The following is a 17,791-nucleotide window of genomic DNA, read 5'->3' on the forward strand; positions in this document are numbered from 1 at the left end:
AATAATTATTTTTGTTATTATTTTATGTTTTTATTAAAATGGATTTTCTGGAAATTATATCTGTTACGATAGTTCAGGCTATGCAAGATGTTTATTATCTAAAGATTTAATAGTGTTACATGTAATCAACTAGCTTTATTTTATTGTTTTTTTGATAATGGGCTTAGTGCTTCTATTTCCAGAAAAATAAGATTATTTTATTTTTTCTCATTTAATTTCCATGAAATGATTATCACATATAAGTCTTTTCTCTGATAGATATATAATTCCTTCTTTAGGCCATTGTAGCGATTATAGTGCTTAACAAACATCGTGCCTCGGAACTAACTGTAGTAAGAAATGGAGAGGGCAGGGAAGAAAAAACTTGTGTTTCTACCAGTGAAAGATTGACTGTTTGTTATTCATCTACATTGACCTATTGTTTTCGATTAATCGAATTGCTGAATTTTTCAGCTAAAAATAGGAAGCTAGCTGGTTGTTATAATCAATTAAAATCAATAAAGAATGGAAACTGACTTGTCTATTAATGGCTTTAGCCTGTATTGTGTGATCAGATTGGATAATTTGTATGTTTGGGTTAAAGAAAGGTATGAAAATGGATAACGTAAATAAACCGTCATTCCACAATGTGTTGGAGTTTGTGCGTATGTTTCGCCGTAAGAATAAGTTACAGCGTGAGATCGTGGATAACGAAAAGAAAATACGTGACAACCAGAAACGTGTTTTGTTGCTTGATAACCTGAGTGAATACATCAAGCCGGGTATGTCAATTGAGGATATTCAAAGCATCATTATGAACATGCGTAGTGATTATGAAGACCGTATAGATGATCACATTATTAAAAATGCGGATCTTTCCAAAGAGCGCCGTGAGTTGTCTAAGAAACTGAAAACAATGGGTGAACCCAAGTAATATCATCAGATAACCACGCATGATTGCGTGGTTATTTTCTTAGCGATTACGCAACAGGCCAATCAGGTTTAAGCTCTGGATCAACCAAGGCATAAATCTGCTGATATGAAGATTCCTCTTCTGCCATTATTGCCAGTTGATGCGCAACATCTTTGCGGCTGACGACACCATGAATGTCATTCTGATATCGTTGGCAATGGCCTGTTCCTGGTTTATCTGTTAATCCGCCTGGGCGGATAATTGTGTAATTCAGAGAGCTAGTTTGAAGGTAGCTTTCTGCCATTGATTTGCGTCGGACAGATTGACCAAATAGTGATTTAGCCCTGGGTGACAGGGTTTTCCAACCTTCTCCACAACCTATTGATGTGACCAGTAACATACGTGTTATTCCGGTTTTCTCAATGGTATTAATGATAGTCATATTACCGAAGAGATCTGAATCAACTCCACCAATAGTAGAAAACACAACGGCTTCTGAACCTGCATCCTGTACGGCCTTTTCTACATTGATAGCATCACAGGCATCACCTTGTATCACTTTGACGCCCAAGGCATTGAGCTCAAAAGCTTGCTGAGAATTGCGGATCAATGCAGTTATGGGGCGTTTTTGTTGTAATGCGATAGTGACTAAATGGCGTCCAATCCCACTACCTGCACCGAAAATAAGCCATGGTTTCATAGGGTTGTTCTCCAGATCAAATAATAATGAATTAGTAGAGTGATAATTGCTCAATTTTAAACTTCATTCAGATGGAATGGAACTAACGATAAGTATTTTTGTGGGAGTGGTGGCAAAAAAAATGGCTCCCAAAAAAGAGCCATTTTGCTAATATTAAATGATATTGTTATTCAAAAGATCGCGGTTTAACCATCGGGGAAGTGGCTGCGTTAGTAGCTGAATGGCCTCCAGCGCCTCCTTTCCCTTCGAAATAAGAAGAAGGGCGTTGCCATTCGTTGATAACAATAGATTGTTCGATCATCTCTGGAGCGGGTGCTTTGGTCATTGGTGCGTATGCATGATGAACTTTGGCTATAGCAACAGGCTGTTTAACTGTTTTATCTTTACTCTCTTCAACAGTAACCACTTCTGCAATTTCCTCAGAAGTAACAACTTCTCCTGTCTCTGGTTGCTGTTCAAATTCAGGTATAATCGGTGTTATTGCAACAACCTCAATAACTGGCAATGCTTGCGGCACTGATTCAGTTTGTTGCAGAACAACAATATCATCTTCTTCTGCAATGGCTGCTTCAGGCTTAATTTCATCTTGATAAGTTTCCGGTACCTCTGCTACCTGAGGTGATTCAGTGATGGTTGGTTCAGATTCAGCTACAACGATTACCGCAGGTGCTGTTTCTGCTGTTATTGTTACCAGTACTTCATTCTGTTGTTCGACAACAGCAATTTCCTCAGGAATTTCTGTGGAAACCGGCACCACCGGATAGCGAACCCAAACTTTGCCGGAAGCCATTTCCGGTGATGCAACAGCCAGCGATAATGGTACCGGTGATTGAGGTAGATTTCTCTCATCACGGTAACGGCGGCGGCGTTGACCACTGACACGCAGATGGCGAGGTGAGCGACGAGAGCGGCGTGGCATCACATTGTCTTGTTGCTCTTTATTTTCAGTCTGCTGCTGTGGCTGAACGGTTTCTGCTTGCATGTCAACTGGTGCAGGTAATGGTTCTTCTGTAACAACAGGTACAGGCAGTGGAGTAATCGTTGTTGTTTCTTTCACTTCATCTGTGATGCGAATTTTTTGCTCAAGCTGACGACGTTGGCGGCGTGGGATAACCTGCAGACGTTCTTCAACCTCACTTTCAACGACTTCTGGTTTCTGAGTTTCAAGTTGCTGCTGGCGTTTTTCTTCCTGACGACGGCGTTGACGTTCTGCACGTTGCTCACGACGTTGTTGCTGTTGGGTCTCACGAGCAGCGATATCTATAGTTGCAGTAGTTGCAGTTGCGTTGTTATCTTGAGCACCATTTTTCTGTTGAGTATGACGATTTTTCCGTTGTTCGTCACGGTCGTGGTTATTACGTTGCTCATCACGCGGATTATTATCATCACGATCTTTGCGTGGATGCTGGCGGCGCTGATTGCGTCGTTCAGAAGAGCGACGGTTATCATTACTTGGTGATTTATCGTCTTTTTTCTGTACAGGCTTCTCTTCTTCTGCGCTGAACATTTTTTTCAAAGCAGTAATGATGCGGCTTAAGAGGCCAGGTTGTTCTGTTTTAATCTGAGCAGGGTGGTTAGGCTTTTTCTCTTTTGCTTTATGTGATGGCTGTTGTGCTGTCGCATCGGTTGGTAAGGCAAAAGCAGAAATAGCGGGCTGCTCAGGTCGTTTACGTTCAGGTTGGACATCTTCTTGAGGATTTGCCATTCCAGTTTCATGAAGCTGAGGAAGCAGATAACTCAGTGTAGAAACTTCTTCACCTTTACGCACGCGCAGAACAGAGAAGTGCGGCGTTTGCATTTGATCGTTAGGAACGATCACCACGCCAACATCCCCCTGACGACGCTCAATTGCACTGACTGCCTGGCGTTTTTCGTTTAACAGATATGAAGCGATTTGTACCGGAACAATGGCATGTACTTGATGCGTGTTCTCTTTCAGCGCTTCTTCTTCAATCAGACGTAAGATGGACAGTGACAGAGATTCGTTATCACGGATAGTCCCGGTGCCACTGCAACGCGGACAAACATGATGGCTGGATTCACCCAGAGATGGGCTAAGACGCTGACGGGACATTTCCAGCAGGCCAAAGCGCGAGATACGACCAATCTGAATACGGGCGCGATCCTGACGGACAGCATCACGTAAACGGTTTTCCACTTCCCGTTGATGGCGTACAGGCGTCATATCGATAAAGTCGATAACAATCAGGCCACCAAGGTCACGCAGGCGTAGCTGACGGGCAATTTCATCCGCTGCTTCAAGGTTGGTATTAAACGCTGTCTCTTCGATATCCCCTCCGCGTGTTGCACGGGAAGAGTTGATATCAATCGCGGTTAATGCTTCTGTGGTATCAATAACGACAGCCCCACCTGATGGCAGGCGAACTTCACGCTGAAACGCAGATTCAATCTGGGATTCAATCTGATAATGGCTGAACAGGGGAACTTCGCCACTATACAGTTTAATTTTGCTGGTGAAATCTGGACGGCCAAGTGCGGTGATATGCTGCCGTGCCAGATCGAGAATCTTGGGATTATCGATTAATATTTCGCCAATATCCGGGCGCAGATAGTCACGGAAAGCACGGACGATGACATTGCTTTCCTGATGGATTAAGAATGGAGCGGAACGGTTTTCCGCCGCCTTTTTGATCGCTTCCCAGTGTTTGAGGCGGAACGATAAATCCCACTGTAGCGCTTCGGCGGATTTACCGACGCCGGCAGTGCGGACAATCAGCCCCATTCCTTCCGGCACTTCTAAAGATGCCAGGGCTTCTTTCAGTTCTGTGCGGTCATCTCCTTCGATACGGCGGGAAATACCACCGGCACGGGGATTATTAGGCATCAATACCAGATAGCTGCCTGCCAGGCTGATAAACGTGGTTAATGCAGCCCCTTTATTGCCACGCTCTTCTTTATCGACTTGAACAATAACCTCCTGGCCTTCCCTGAGAACATCTTTGATATTAGGGCGACCATGAGGGTGATAGTTGCTGGGGAAGTATTCGCGGGCTATTTCTTTAATAGGAAGGAAACCATGCCGTTCAGCACCATAGTCAACAAAAGCGGCTTCCAGACTAGGTTCAATTCGGGTGATTTTACCTTTGTAGATATTTGCTTTTTTTTGCTCGTGTCCTGGACTCTCGATATCCAAATCATAAAGACGTTGCCCGTCAACCAGAGCAACACGCAACTCTTCTTGCTGAGTTGCGTTGATTAGCATTCTTTTCATTGTAACTTACTCATTATTTTTTACATTAGTTATAGAGCCACGGGCAAATATAGATGAGCTACTGATAACCGATGGTCTCGTGTCTTTTACAAATCCGCCAACCTCCCGGTTGTCGTTTGTATAGAGACGCATATTTTCGGCGAGCCTGAATTTTCACTTAAAAAACAGCACTCTTTTCTAGGAATAATCTGCAAATATGAATGAAGCGGATTTGATCCAATTCCAGTAAGCTGCTACCCGTAGCCCGCTAATTATTTGATTCCCCAGTACGTCTTACGCCATTGCTGCGTTTTTGTGCAATCAAACAAAGAACAAACGTTTAACTTCGCCATTCAGAATTAAAAAACTGATGGTGGCTACGCATTATTCCATTGCTGTTGGGGTGATAGCAAGGTGACTTTATGCCTTTAAGCGGTTTTTCTGATGAAATAGGAAGAAATAGTTAATATTTAGTCTTTCTCTTAAAGTAGGAAAGGCGACAGCCGGAAAGTATGCATGATTTTTACTCATATTTAAAAATGAGTGGCGCTCTGCTTGAGTGGTAATTAAAATCACTGTCATGAAAACGAATAATCAAATTGTACAATTTGTCACTATTGATGACGATGAGGCTGGACAGCGTGTTGATAACTTTTTATTAGCACGTCTGAAAGGTGTTCCTAAAAGCATGATTTACCGGATTGTACGTAAGGGTGAAGTCCGGGTAAACAAAGGCAGGATAAAACCTGAGTATAAATTGTCTGCGGGAGATGTCGTTAGAATTCCGCCTGTCCGGGTTGCAGAACGGCAGGCGGTGCCGGTTTCAGCCAAACTGGATAAAGTGGCTGTACTGGACGACTGTGTCTTATATGAAGATGACTATATTCTGGTGATCAATAAACCTGCCGGTACCGCTGTGCATGGAGGCAGTGGCTTAAGTTTTGGCGTTATTGAAGGGTTACGGGTTTTGCGCCCGGAGGCAAAATTCCTTGAATTGGTGCATCGTCTGGATCGTGACACATCTGGAATTTTGTTAATTGCTAAAAAGCGTTCAGCTTTACGGGCCTTGCATGAGCAATTACGACTTAAACAGATGCAAAAAGATTATCTGGCTTTGGTGCGGGGGCAATGGCAATCACATTGCAAGGTTGTTCAGGCGCCACTGCTGAAAAATATCCTGCAAAGTGGTGAACGGATTGTGAAAGTGAACGGCGAAGGTAAACCTTCTGAAACCCGTTTTAAAATAGAAGAGCGTTTTGCCGATGCAACACTGGTGAAAGCCAGTCCGGTGACCGGCCGAACCCATCAAATTCGGGTGCATGCTCAATACGCTGGGCATCCGATCGCTTTTGATGATCGTTATGGCGATAAGGCTTTTGATTCTCAGCTATCAGATACCCGCCTTAATCGCCTGTTTTTGCATGCCAGTGCGTTGAAATTTACCCATCCCTCGACGGGGGAGACATTGCGACTTGAAGCACCAATGGATGAACAATTGCGCTACTGTATAAAAGTACTGCGTAAAAGTAATTGTAATTAATATATCGCCGTCAGTGGGTTTACCCCCTGGCGGATTAATAATTCGGTCAATGTAATTAATGGTAAGCCGACCAGAGTATTTGGATCTTTTCCTTCAAACCGATCAAATAAAGTGATCCCTAATCCTTCGCTTTTAAAGCTTCCGGCACAATTAAGCGGTTCTTCTGCTGTTAAATAAGCCCGGATTTCATCATCAGTCAGATCCCTGAAATAGACATTGAATAATTCACAGCGGGTATCAATTACCCCGGTTTTGCTGTTGAAGAGAGAAATGCCGGTATAAAAGGTGACGCAATGACCACTGGCTTGCCGTAATTGTTTAAATGCATTTTCAAAACTGTGTGGCTTGCCGGTAATTTCGCCATTAATAACACAAACCTGATCAGAACCAATAATCAAGTGCTGAGAATATCTTATTTGTAATGCCTGTGCTTTGGCTTGCGCCAGGCGCATAACGAGCTGTTCTGCATTTTCATTAATCTGAGGTGTTTCATCAACATCGGGAGCCACACATATAAAGGGCAAACGGAGTTTCTCCAGTAGCATACGGCGGTAAGCTGATGTGGAAGCTAAAACGATTTGTGTCATATTTTTTCCAAAATACATGGCGAAATAATTGCAGGCATTTTAAACTAAGCTCGGCTTAATAAGCGAATATTTGGCGGAAAGGTGCAGATGTGTGGCCTTTTTCTTTGACTATATCTCATTACAAAGATAATATGCGCGCCTTATGCAAAAGGTAAAATTACCCCTGACCATTGATGCGCTTCGCGCAGCTCAGAAAAGATTAGACTACACAGGTAGTTATTCACCTGAGCAAGTTTTGCGTATCGCGGAATCTGTGGTTAGCGTGGACAATGATGTAGACAGCGTTTTATCGTTTCAGATAGATAATCAACGCCTGGCAGTTGTGCGAGGGCATTCCAATGTGGATGTTACGCTTGAATGCCAGCGTTGTGGCGGTAATTTCAGCCATCACGTTCACATAACATATTGTTTCAGTCCGGTCATCAATGATGAGCAGGCTGAAGCATTACCGGAAGAGTATGAGCCAATTGGCGTTGACGAATTTGGCGAAATAGATTTGCTGGCGATGATTGAAGATGAAATAATTCTTTCTCTGCCGGTAGTCCCGGTACATGATTCTGAACACTGTGAAGTGTCCGACGCGGATATGGTGTTTGGTGAATTACCTCCAGAGGCTGAAAAACCAAACCCATTTGCCGTATTAGCCAGTTTAAAGAAAAGTACTTAAGGAGTAAGGTCAATGGCCGTACAACAGAATAAACCAACTCGTTCTAAACGTGGTATGCGTCGTTCCCATGATGCACTGACCGCACCACTATTGTCTGTAGATAAAACCTCTGGTGAAACTCACCTGCGTCACCATGTGACTGCCGATGGCTACTACCGTGGCCGCAAGGTCATCAACAAATAATCTCCGCCAGTCATTAGCAAGTTGATACCTTGACTAATCTGACTTTAGCGTTAGACGCCATGAGCGGGGACTTTGGTCCTCGCGTTACGGTGCCTGCTGCGTTGCAGGCGCTGGCGTCTAATCCTAGACTTAAATTATTGTTGGTCGGGATCCCCGATACCATTTCTCCTTTTTTTGCAAATATTGATGCTAAGTTGCTCAGTCGTTTGCAAGTGGTTCCTGCCGAACAGGTTGTGGCTAACGATGCAAAACCATCGCAGGCAATTCGTGCCAGCCGTGGGACATCAATGCGTGTCGCACTGGATTTAGTGAAATCCGGTGTAGCACAAGCGTGCGTCAGTGCAGGGAATACTGGGGTATTGATGGGGCTGTCCAAATTGGTGCTAAGATCTATTGATGGCATCGACAGACCTGCTTTGATGCAAGTAATGCCCAATCTGAAGCAGCAGAAAACGGTAGTACTGGATTTGGGCGCCAATGTTAATTGCGATAGCCGTATGTTGGTGCAATTCGCCATTATGGGTTCAGTAATGGCAGAGGAAGTGGTCGGTGTGGCTAATCCTGCGGTAGCATTGCTTAACATTGGTACAGAAGAGAGTAAAGGGCTGGATAATATCCGCGAAGCCGCCACTATTTTAAAGAACATTCCGGCAATAAACTACATTGGTTATCTGGAAGGCGATGAATTGCTGACAGGCAAGAGTGATGTATTGGTGTGTGACGGCTTCGCAGGTAATGTGACGTTAAAAACGATGGAGGGAGCAATCAGGATTATCTTATCTTTGCTCAAATCATCGGATGGACAAAAGAAACAATTCTCCTGGTTGTTGAAAATAGTCAAGAAGTGGTTGCAAAAACGGATGACAAAACGCTTCGGTCACCTGAACCCTGACCAGTATAATGGCGCATGTCTGTTAGGATTACATGGAGTCGTAATCAAAAGCCATGGGGCGGCTAATGAGCATGCGTTTAAAGCCGCAATCGAACAGGCTGTTCAGGCCGTTGAAAGGCAGGTTCCTGACAGAATTGCTGCCCGCCTGGCAACAGCATTACCCAAGAGTGACTGAACATACATGTATACAAAAATTTTAGGTACAGGTAGTTATCTGCCTGCGCAAGTGCGCACTAACGCTGATTTAGAAAAAATGGTGGATACCTCTGACGAGTGGATTGTTACCCGCACAGGTGTCCGTGAACGCCGTATTGCTACTGATGATGAAACAGTTGCGATGATGGGTCTTTGGGCTGCGGAAAAAGCAATTGAAATGTCTGGCATTGATAAAGATCAGATTGATTTAATCATTGTGGCAACAGCTTCATCCAGTCATGCTTTCCCAAGTTCAGCGTGCCAAATTCAGCACATGTTGGGTACCAAGAATTCAGCTGCTTTTGACATTTCTGCTGCTTGTTCTGGTTTTGCTTATGCACTGAGTATTGCTGACAAGTTTATTAAAACGGGTGCGGCAAAGCATGCGTTGGTCATTGGCTCTGATTCTATTACCAGAACGCTTAATCCAGACGATCGCGGAACACTTATTCTGTTTGGTGATGGTGCGGGCGCGATGGTGGTAGGTGCTTCTGATGAGCCAGGAATTCTTTCGACTCACCTTCATGCAAATGGTAGCTATGGTGAATTGTTGGTATTGCCTTACCAGGATCGCCAGAATCGGAAAGAACCTGCGTATGCCAGTATGATCGGTAATGAAGTCTTTAAAATTGCAGTCCGTGAATTGGCTAATCTGGTTGATGAAACATTAGAGGCTAACAATCTATCGCATAGTGAGCTGGATTGGTTGGTACCTCATCAGGCTAATTTGCGTATTATCGCGGCGACAGCTAAGAAATTGCATATGACTATGGATAAAGTGGTGGTAACGCTGGATCGTCACGGTAACACTTCCGCGGCATCGGTACCTACTGCATTTGATGAGGCAGTGCGTGATGGTCGGATTAAACGTGATCAGCTAATCTTAATTGAGGCTTTTGGTGGTGGACTGACTTGGGGTTCAGCACTGATACGTTTTTAATTTGACAGGAAAATGAACATGTCTGAATTTGCAATGGTATTTCCAGGGCAGGGTTCTCAGTCCCTTGGTATGTTGGCTGATTTGGCCACAGCGTTCCCGGTTGTAGAGCAAACTTTTGCTGAAGCGTCTGATGTGCTGGGATATGATCTCTGGGTTTTGGTTCAACAGGGGCCGGAAGAAGAATTAAACAAAACGTGGCAAACCCAGCCCGCGTTATTGGCAGCCTCGGTTGCTATTTGGCGGGTCTGGCAGGAAAAAGGTGGAAAACTGCCATCACTGATGGCTGGACACAGCCTTGGTGAATATTCTGCACTGGTTTGCGCGGGTGTCATTGATTTCAAACAAGCGATTAAACTTGTTGAACTGCGTGGCAAATTGATGCAAGAAGCTGTACCTGAAGGCATTGGTGCAATGTATGCTGTTATTGGTTTAGATAATGAATCCATTGACAGAGCCTGTAAAGAAGCTGCTCAGGGGCAAATTGTTTCCCCTGTTAACTTTAACTCGCCTGGGCAGGTTGTTATTGCCGGTGAGAAAGAGGCTGTAGAACGTGCTGGTGCTGCATGTAAAGCCGCAGGCGCAAAGCGTGCGCTGCCTTTAGCTGTCAGTGTGCCGTCGCATTGCGCATTGATGAAACCAGCCGCAGATAGGCTAGCAGTTGTTTTGGAAGGAATTGAATTCAGTCATCCTCAGTTCCCGGTGGTAAATAATGTTGATGTGAAAATAGAACAATCTGCTGAAGCTATCCGTGATGCACTGGTACGACAACTGTATAATCCTGTCCGTTGGGCGGAAACAGTTGAATTTATTGCTGGACAGAGTATCGGACAGCTATTAGAAATAGGGCCAGGTAAAGTTTTGACGGGTTTAACTAAACGAATTGTCAATACCTTAAGCGCAGCAGCGGTAAATGACACAACTTCATTAGTAACCACATTGGAAAATAATTGAGGACAATACATGAGATTAGATGGAAAGATTGCATTGATAACAGGTGCCAGCCGTGGGATCGGCCGTGCAACTGCTGAACTATTAGCAGAGCGTGGAGCCCATGTTATTGGTACCGCAACCAGTGAAAAAGGCGCTGAAGCTATCAGTGCTTACCTTGGTGAAAAAGGTAAAGGTTTTGTACTGAATGTAGCTGATCCTGAATCTATTGAACAGCTGATGTCCATCATTCGTACAGAGTTTGGTGGAATTGATATTTTAGTGAATAATGCCGGTATCACTTGTGATAACTTGGTGATGCGCATTAAAGATGATGAGTGGCAGGATGTTATTGACACTAATCTTTCTTCCGTTTTCCGTATGTCAAAAGCGGCAATGCGCTTTATGATAAAAAAACGTTATGGCCGTATTATCTCTATTGGTTCTGTTGTTGGAGTAATGGGTAACCCTGGGCAAGCGAGCTATGCCGCGGCAAAAGCAGGAGTTATTGGTTTTAGTAAAACATTGGCCCGTGAAGTCGTTTCTCGGGGTATTACGGTTAACGTTGTTGCTCCAGGGCTTGTTGAAACGGATATGCTCAGGAAGTTGCCAGATGAGCAGTTGGTAAACTTTTCGAAAGACATACCCGTTAAGAGACTTGGCGATGTGAAAGAAATTGCCAGTGCTGTGGCTTTTTTAGCTTCTGATGAAGCGGCCTACATCACAGGTGAAACAATACATGTCAATGGCGGCATGTACATGAACTAAAAATGAGCGAACCAGTTGCATTTTTTGTGTTAAATAACGCAAAATAGAGCAAGATTGTGGTTCGACCAGCCGGGATTTGGTTGCATCTTTTCCTGTATTTTATAAACTACGAAAACCATCGCGAAAGCGAATTTTGATAGGAAATTTAATAGCATGAGCACTATTGAAGAACGCGTTAAAAAAATCATCGTTGAACAACTTGGTGTTAAAGAGGAGGAGGTTGTCAATTCAGCTTCTTTTGTTGATGACTTGGGCGCTGATTCTCTTGACACAGTTGAACTCGTAATGGCTCTGGAAGAAGAGTTCGATATCGAAATTCCAGATGAAGAAGCAGAAAAGATCACTACAGTTCAGGCAGCTATTGATTACGTCCAGAACCAAAGCGAATAAGTGAACACACCTAGGCGGTCACTCGACCGCCTATGTTTCTGCCCTAAATTATTTCCCTCCTTGGAGGATAAGCGTGTCTAAGCGTCGAGTAGTTGTGACCGGACTAGGCATGTTATCTCCTGTCGGTAATACAGCTGAATCTTCTTGGAAAGCTGTTTGTGCCGGACAGAGTGGTATCAGCCTGATTGACCATTTTGACACCAGTCGCCATGCAACTAGATTTGCTGGTCTGGTTAAAGATTTTAATCATGAAGATTTTAATCTTTCGCGCAAAGATGCACGAAAGATGGATGATTTCATTCAATATGGTATTGCAGCAGGTGTGCAAGCTATTGAAGATTCTGGAATCGAAGTAACAGAAGCCAATGCTAGTCGTTTTGGTGCTGCTATTGGTTCTGGTATTGGTGGTTTGGGTCTTATTGAAGAGAATCACGGTGCGTTAGTGGCTAGTGGTCCTCGTAAGATCAGCCCGTTCTTTGTTCCTTCCACGATTGTAAATATGGTGGCAGGTCATCTGAGTATCATTTACGGTTTACGTGGCCCAAGTATTTCTATCGCCACAGCATGTACATCAGGTGTGCATAATATCGGTCATGCTGCTCGTATTATTGCTTACAATGATGCGGATATTATGCTGGCAGGTGGCGCAGAAAAAGCCAGTACGCCTCTGGGGGTTGGTGGCTTTGGCGCTGCCCGTGCTTTGTCTACCCGTAATGATGATCCACAGGGCGCAAGTCGGCCGTGGGATAAAGACCGCGATGGTTTTGTTCTGGGGGATGGCGCAGGTATTCTGGTGCTGGAAGAGTATGAGCACGCGAAGAAACGCGGTGCGAAAATTTACGCGGAGATCGTTGGCTTTGGTATGAGCAGTGATGCCTACCATATGACATCACCACCAGAAGATGGTGCTGGCGCTGCGCTGGCGATGGAAAACGCCCTGAGAGATGCCGGTATTACCACCAAGCAAGTGGGATATATTAATGCTCACGGTACTTCAACACCCACCGGCGACTTAGCGGAATCCCATGCAGTTGAGTCAGTATTTGGTGAAGGCACAGATGTTTTAGTCAGTTCTACCAAATCAATGACTGGCCATTTGTTGGGCGCTGCTGGTGCAGTGGAATCTATTTTCACCATCCTGGCACTGCGTGATCAAATTGTTCCGCCAACTATCAACCTGGAAAACCAGGATGAGAGCTGCCGTCTGGATTTCGTTCCTAACGAATCCCGTAAGGTGGAAGGCCTGGAATATGCGTTGTGTAACTCTTTCGGTTTCGGTGGTACTAACGGCTCATTGATTTTCCGTAAGATATAAGCCTGATGTGAACTTAAACATGTTGCTGAGTTTCTCTACAGTATGATTTTGTGAATACTTTCAGGCGACAGAATAAAGAGCTCCAATAGTTAATAATTATTGGAGCTCTTTACATGGCAAGTTCTGCGGGCATTTTTGCACTCATGCCAGCTATATACTATGATACCGCTTCTTGATAAGTTGGTTGAAATACCTTTTCTGAGCAATTAAGAACACAGTGATATGTATTGGATTAATGGTGAGCGGTGCGACTATTTGCCAGTGAACGATCGTTCAGTTCAATTCGGGGATGGTTGTTTTACAACAGCAAAAATAGAGCAGGGGCAGGCCGCTTTGTTGTCATTGCATATCCGAAGATTACAGAAAGGTGTTGAAAGGTTATACCTTCCCCAACCCGATTGGCAACAGCTTGAAAACCATATAAAGCAGATTGCTTCCACTACTGAACAAGGTGTACTTAAAGTTATCCTTTCCCGTGGAGCCGGAGGGCGCGGTTATAGTGCACAGGGTTTCACGCAACCAAATCAGATCCTGTCTCTCAGTCCTTATCCTGAAAAATATCTGAAACAACGTCAGAAAGGCCTCTTTCTGGTTCTCAGTCCGATACCGATGGGAATAAACCCTTATCTTGCCGGAATTAAACATCTTAACCGATTGGAACAGATATTGATTAAATCATTTATCGAAAAATCTAATGCTGATGAAGCCTTGGTACTCGATACAGAGGGTTTATTGGTTGAGTGCTGTACTGCAAACATTTTCTGGCGTAAAGGAAAAGATGTGTATACTCCTGATTTGCGGGGCTGTGGTGTTGAAGGTGTGATGCGGGAAAAAATAATACAGTTATTATCAGAAAGCGATTATTACCTTTCCTGTGTAAATCGTTATCCTGAAACATTGGCTTATGCAGACGAGGTAATAGTTTGCAATTCTTTAATGCCGGTGATACCTGTTAGTGAAATTCAGGCTCATGAAAATCAGCCCGTATGGAAATATCAGTCAAGGGAGCTGTATGAATATTTGCTTCCTGAATGTTTGAAGTTGTAATTCGCTCTGTGTTTAAGTGATTAATTGATGAAACGGAAAAAGCACTTTTTTACCTTATTGGCTTTGATTGTCATGGTAGCGGCAATATTACTCTATGCCGGCTATAAGAAAGTTGAAAGATTTGCAGATCAAACATTGGCAATCAAACAAGATCGGGTATTTACATTGCCGGCAGGTATTGGCCGTCATAGTCTGGAAGCATTATTGGTTCAGGATAACCTGATTAAAGACAGTCATATTTTCCCTTGGTTATTAAGGCTGGAGCCAAAACTTGCTGAATTTAAAGCGGGAACTTACCAGTTAACACGAGAAATGACATTGAGGGAAATGTTGCAATTACTCTCCAGTGGCAAAGAGGCGCAATTTACGGTTCGTTTTGTCGAAGGCAGCCGTTTATCTGACTGGTGGAAAATACTCCAACAATCTGAGTATCTTAAACATGAACTGAATGATAAAAGTGCTCAGGAATTGGCTGAGATACTGGGTATCAAAGAGACTGATACTCTGGAAGGGAGGCTCTATCCGGATACTTATCACTATACGGCGGGGACGAGCGATGTTGCATTACTAAAACGGGCATACTGGCAGATGGAAATGACGCTTGAAGAAGAATGGCAAAAGCGCGATAAAAACCTGCCTTATAAAAGTGCTTATGAAATGTTGATTATGGCGTCGATAATTGAGAAAGAGACCGGTGTTGAGGTTGAACGGACAAAAGTGGCTTCTGTATTTATTAACCGTTTACGGTTGAATATGCGGCTACAAACTGATCCGACCGTGATCTATGGTTTAGGCGAAAAATATACCGGCACTATTTTTCGCAAAGATTTAACCACACTGACGCCATACAATACTTACATGATTAATGGCTTGCCACCTACGCCAATTGGTATGCCCGGTCTTGCTTCGATAAAAGCAGCTGCGCACCCGGCAAAAACTGAATTTCTCTATTTTGTAGCGGATGGTAAAGGCGGCCATACTTTTACGACCAATCTGGCGGCGCATAACAGAGCGGTGAATATTTACCGTCAGGGATTAAGACAGAGCAGATGAACAGCAAATTTATTGTTATTGAAGGGCTAGAGGGTGCAGGAAAAACTTCAGCGATGAAAACGGTCGTTGAAAGATTGCAGCAGCACGGTATTCAGGACTTAGTTTTTACCCGTGAACCGGGTGGAACACCACTGGCAGAAAAACTACGTGAGTTGATTAAGCAAGGTATTGAAGGTGAATCTCTGACGGATAAAGCAGAGGTGCTGATGTTATATGCAGCCAGGGTGCAATTGGTCGAAAATGTGATTAAACCTGCTCTGGCCCGTGGTGCATGGGTTGTGGGTGATCGTCATGATATCTCTTCTCAGGCGTATCAAGGAGGAGGACGTGGTATTGATAAAAACTTGATGACCTCGCTGCGTGATACCGTTCTGGGTGATTTTCGCCCTGATCTGACTATTTATCTCGATCTTCCTCCTCAGATGGGTCTACTACGCGCCCGGGAGCGTGGGGAATTAGACAGAATTGAAAAGGAATCGATGGATTTCTTTGATCGTACTCGCAGCTGTTATCTGGAATTTGCGGCACAAGATAAGCGTATTGTGACGGTTGATGCTGCTCAACCAATAGAGCAGGTACAAGCCGATATTTGCCAAGCCCTTGAGCAATGGCTGAAACAGCAGGAAAATGGCTGATGAAGTGGTATCCGTGGCTTAATCAGGCATACCGTCAGTTGGTAGAATTCCATCAGCAAGGACGAGGCCATCATGCTTTATTGCTTCATGCTAATGCCGGCACTGGGGCTGATGTATTGATATATGGGTTAAGCCGCTGGTTGATGTGTCGGAATAAACAGGGGATGAAAAGTTGTGGGGAGTGTCATAGTTGTCACCTGATGATGGCAGAAACTCATCCTGATTGGCATATTATGTCACCGGAGAAGGGTAAAACCAGTGTTGGTGTAGAAGCGGTACGTCAGATTACAGAAAAGCTTTATAGTCGTTCTCAGCAAGGCGGCGTAAAAATTGTCTGGCTGCCTTTGGTTGAATGTCTGACAGATGCTGCTGCCAATGCATTATTGAAAACTTTGGAAGAGCCGCCGGAACATACCTATTTTCTTCTGGAATGTCGTCAGCCAGCCAACCTTTTGGCAACGTTGCGCAGTCGCTGTTTTTACTATTTTCTGCCGGTACCTGAAGCAGAAACCAGCTTTTATTGGTTGCAAAAACAGTTACCTGTCATTTCTTCGGTTGATGCAATGACGGCTTTGAAACTGTCTCAGGGAGCACCTGTTGCGGCAGAACAATTGCTGCAACCGGAACGATGGCAGATTCGGAGGCAATTCTGTCAGGCTGTTGAACAAGCTTTGGATAAACGTGATGCTTTGTCACTTTTATCCCAGTTAAATCAAGATGATGCGCCGCACCGCCTTCATTGGCTTATCAGTTTGTTACTTGATGCGGTAAAGTGGCAACAGCAGGCGCAGAGTTATTGCATCAATCAGGATCAACAAACGCTGATTTATCAATTAAGTTCCGTGCATACTATGGCTGTTTTACTACAAGGCGTTGATGACTGGATGCATTGTCGTCATCAGCTACTCTCAGTCGTGGGCGTAAACAGAGAATTGTTACTGACAGAGCAATTGCTCAATTGGGAAAAACAGTTTACTTCACAATTCTGAAATCTTTTTTGTATACGAGTTTAATATGTTGTTAGTGGATTCGCATTGTCATCTTGATTGTCTTGATTATGAAAAACTACATAAAAATGTAGATGATGTTGTCGCAAAAGCGGCGGATCGGGAGGTTAAATTTATGCTGGCAGTAGCGACTACGCTACCTGGTTTCCAGCAAATGAAAACCCTGATCGGTGAACGGGAAAATATTGTCTTTTCCTGTGGTATTCATCCGCTTAACCTGGATGAAGGCTACGATTTTGATGAGTTGGCACGTTTAGCTGCCGGGAATGAAGTTGTCGCATTGGGTGAAACCGGACTGGATTACTATTATCAGCAGGATAATGCTGAACTACAACGAACCTCGTTTCGTGAACATATTCGTATCGGACGTAAACTCAATAAGCCAATTATTGTTCATACCCGCAGTGCCCGTGATGATACTTTGCGGGTATTGCGTGAAGAACAGGTACAAGAATGTGGTGGTGTTTTGCATTGTTTTACTGAGGATAAAGATACCGCCAGAGAATTATTGGATTTAGGCTTCTATATTTCGTTCTCCGGTATTGTGACTTTCCGTAATGCGGAGCAAATTCGTGAAGCGGCAAGATATGTACCGCTGGATCGTATTCTGATTGAAACCGATTCGCCTTATCTTGCACCGGTGCCGCATCGTGGCAAAGAAAACCAGCCGGCATACGTGCGTGATGTTGCGGAATATATGGCTGTGCTCAAAGGTGTGAGTATTGAGGAACTGGCTCAGGTTACCACGCAGAATTTTTGCGATCTATTTCATGTTGATGTATGCAAAATTTGATTTATTAACTTGAATTTGTGATTTGTAAGCGCTCATATATCTCTTGTTA

18 protein-coding genes are annotated in these 17,791 nt (G+C 44.1%); 15 read left to right on the forward strand and 3 right to left on the reverse strand.

The window, feature by feature from the left end; all coding sequences use genetic code 11:
- The first annotated feature begins 595 nt into the window (after positions 1-595).
- Positions 596-913 carry a PTS system regulator TmaR gene (tmaR, locus tag PTE_RS17395; protein ID WP_031280984.1) on the forward strand — a complete coding sequence of 106 codons (318 nt, stop codon included), beginning with the start codon at positions 596-598 and terminating at the stop codon, positions 911-913.
- Positions 914-959: 46 nt separating this feature from the next.
- Here tmaR and PTE_RS17400 read toward each other — a convergent pair whose 3' ends face one another.
- Entirely contained in the window at positions 960-1,592 is a 633-nt protein-coding gene (locus tag PTE_RS17400; protein WP_036849224.1) for an SDR family oxidoreductase, read from the reverse strand.
- A gap of 166 nt (positions 1,593-1,758) precedes the next feature.
- Entirely contained in the window at positions 1,759-4,824 is a 3,066-nt protein-coding gene (gene rne, locus PTE_RS17405) for a ribonuclease E (RefSeq protein ID WP_036849225.1), read from the reverse strand.
- A gap of 559 nt (positions 4,825-5,383) precedes the next feature.
- Here rne and rluC point away from each other — a divergent pair.
- Positions 5,384-6,343 (forward strand): 23S rRNA pseudouridine(955/2504/2580) synthase RluC, encoded by a 960-nt coding sequence (gene rluC / locus PTE_RS17410; protein ID WP_036849594.1) that lies wholly within the window; start codon positions 5,384-5,386, stop codon positions 6,341-6,343.
- Here rluC and PTE_RS17415 read toward each other — a convergent pair.
- Complete coding sequence (locus PTE_RS17415; RefSeq protein WP_036849226.1) at positions 6,340-6,930, reverse strand: Maf family protein; 591 nt, start codon at positions 6,928-6,930, stop codon at positions 6,340-6,342. The two genes, rluC and PTE_RS17415, sit on opposite strands and share 4 nt — an antisense overlap.
- Positions 6,931-7,072: 142 nt before the next feature.
- On the opposite strand from PTE_RS17415, the gene yceD reads away from it, so the two are divergent.
- The 13 genes from yceD (at position 7,073) to PTE_RS17480 (ending at position 17,742) form a co-directional block, all read left to right on the forward strand.
- A complete protein-coding gene (gene yceD, locus PTE_RS17420; protein WP_036849227.1) occupies positions 7,073-7,597 on the forward strand; it encodes a 23S rRNA accumulation protein YceD in 525 nt (174 codons plus the stop codon).
- Positions 7,598-7,609: 12 nt separating this feature from the next.
- Complete coding sequence (gene rpmF / locus PTE_RS17425; RefSeq protein WP_011147057.1) at positions 7,610-7,780, forward strand: 50S ribosomal protein L32; 171 nt, start codon at positions 7,610-7,612, stop codon at positions 7,778-7,780.
- A 29-nt stretch (positions 7,781-7,809) separates the two neighbouring features.
- Positions 7,810-8,847: a phosphate acyltransferase PlsX gene (gene plsX, locus PTE_RS17430; RefSeq protein WP_071992999.1), complete on the forward strand. Its 1,038-nt coding sequence runs from the start codon at positions 7,810-7,812 to the stop codon at positions 8,845-8,847.
- Between the two features lie 6 nt (positions 8,848-8,853).
- Entirely contained in the window at positions 8,854-9,807 is a 954-nt protein-coding gene (locus PTE_RS17435; protein ID WP_036849229.1) for a beta-ketoacyl-ACP synthase III, read from the forward strand.
- A gap of 18 nt (positions 9,808-9,825) precedes the next feature.
- Positions 9,826-10,758, forward strand: coding sequence for an ACP S-malonyltransferase (fabD, locus tag PTE_RS17440; protein WP_036849230.1), 933 nt, complete (start codon positions 9,826-9,828; stop codon positions 10,756-10,758).
- Between the two features lie 9 nt (positions 10,759-10,767).
- The gene (gene fabG / locus PTE_RS17445) at positions 10,768-11,502 is read left to right on the forward strand and encodes a 3-oxoacyl-ACP reductase FabG (protein WP_036849231.1); all 735 of its coding nucleotides are present in this window, start codon (positions 10,768-10,770) and stop codon (positions 11,500-11,502) included.
- A gap of 153 nt (positions 11,503-11,655) precedes the next feature.
- Complete coding sequence (gene acpP / locus PTE_RS17450; protein ID WP_011147052.1) at positions 11,656-11,892, forward strand: acyl carrier protein; 237 nt, start codon at positions 11,656-11,658, stop codon at positions 11,890-11,892.
- A 73-nt stretch (positions 11,893-11,965) separates the two neighbouring features.
- Positions 11,966-13,207, forward strand: a complete 1,242-nt coding sequence (gene fabF / locus PTE_RS17455; RefSeq protein WP_036849232.1) for a beta-ketoacyl-ACP synthase II — start codon at positions 11,966-11,968, stop codon at positions 13,205-13,207.
- Between the two features lie 222 nt (positions 13,208-13,429).
- Positions 13,430-14,254: an aminodeoxychorismate lyase gene (gene pabC, locus PTE_RS17460; protein WP_036849233.1), complete on the forward strand. Its 825-nt coding sequence runs from the start codon at positions 13,430-13,432 to the stop codon at positions 14,252-14,254.
- 27 nt (positions 14,255-14,281) lie between these two features.
- Positions 14,282-15,307 (forward strand): endolytic transglycosylase MltG, encoded by a 1,026-nt coding sequence (gene mltG / locus PTE_RS17465; protein ID WP_036849234.1) that lies wholly within the window; start codon positions 14,282-14,284, stop codon positions 15,305-15,307.
- Entirely contained in the window at positions 15,304-15,942 is a 639-nt protein-coding gene (gene tmk, locus PTE_RS17470; RefSeq protein WP_036849235.1) for a dTMP kinase, read from the forward strand. Before mltG ends, tmk begins: the two co-directional genes overlap by 4 nt.
- Positions 15,942-16,931: a DNA polymerase III subunit delta' gene (gene holB, locus PTE_RS17475; protein WP_036849236.1), complete on the forward strand. Its 990-nt coding sequence runs from the start codon at positions 15,942-15,944 to the stop codon at positions 16,929-16,931. The genes tmk and holB overlap by 1 nt, the downstream gene beginning before the upstream one ends.
- Positions 16,932-16,956: 25 nt before the next feature.
- Positions 16,957-17,742, forward strand: coding sequence for a metal-dependent hydrolase (locus tag PTE_RS17480; RefSeq protein WP_036849237.1), 786 nt, complete (start codon positions 16,957-16,959; stop codon positions 17,740-17,742).
- Positions 17,743-17,791 lie beyond the last annotated feature (49 nt).

It is taken from the genome of Photorhabdus khanii NC19, from assembly GCF_000517265.1.
In the GTDB taxonomy this organism is placed as follows: Bacteria; Pseudomonadota; Gammaproteobacteria; order Enterobacterales; family Enterobacteriaceae; genus Photorhabdus; species Photorhabdus khanii.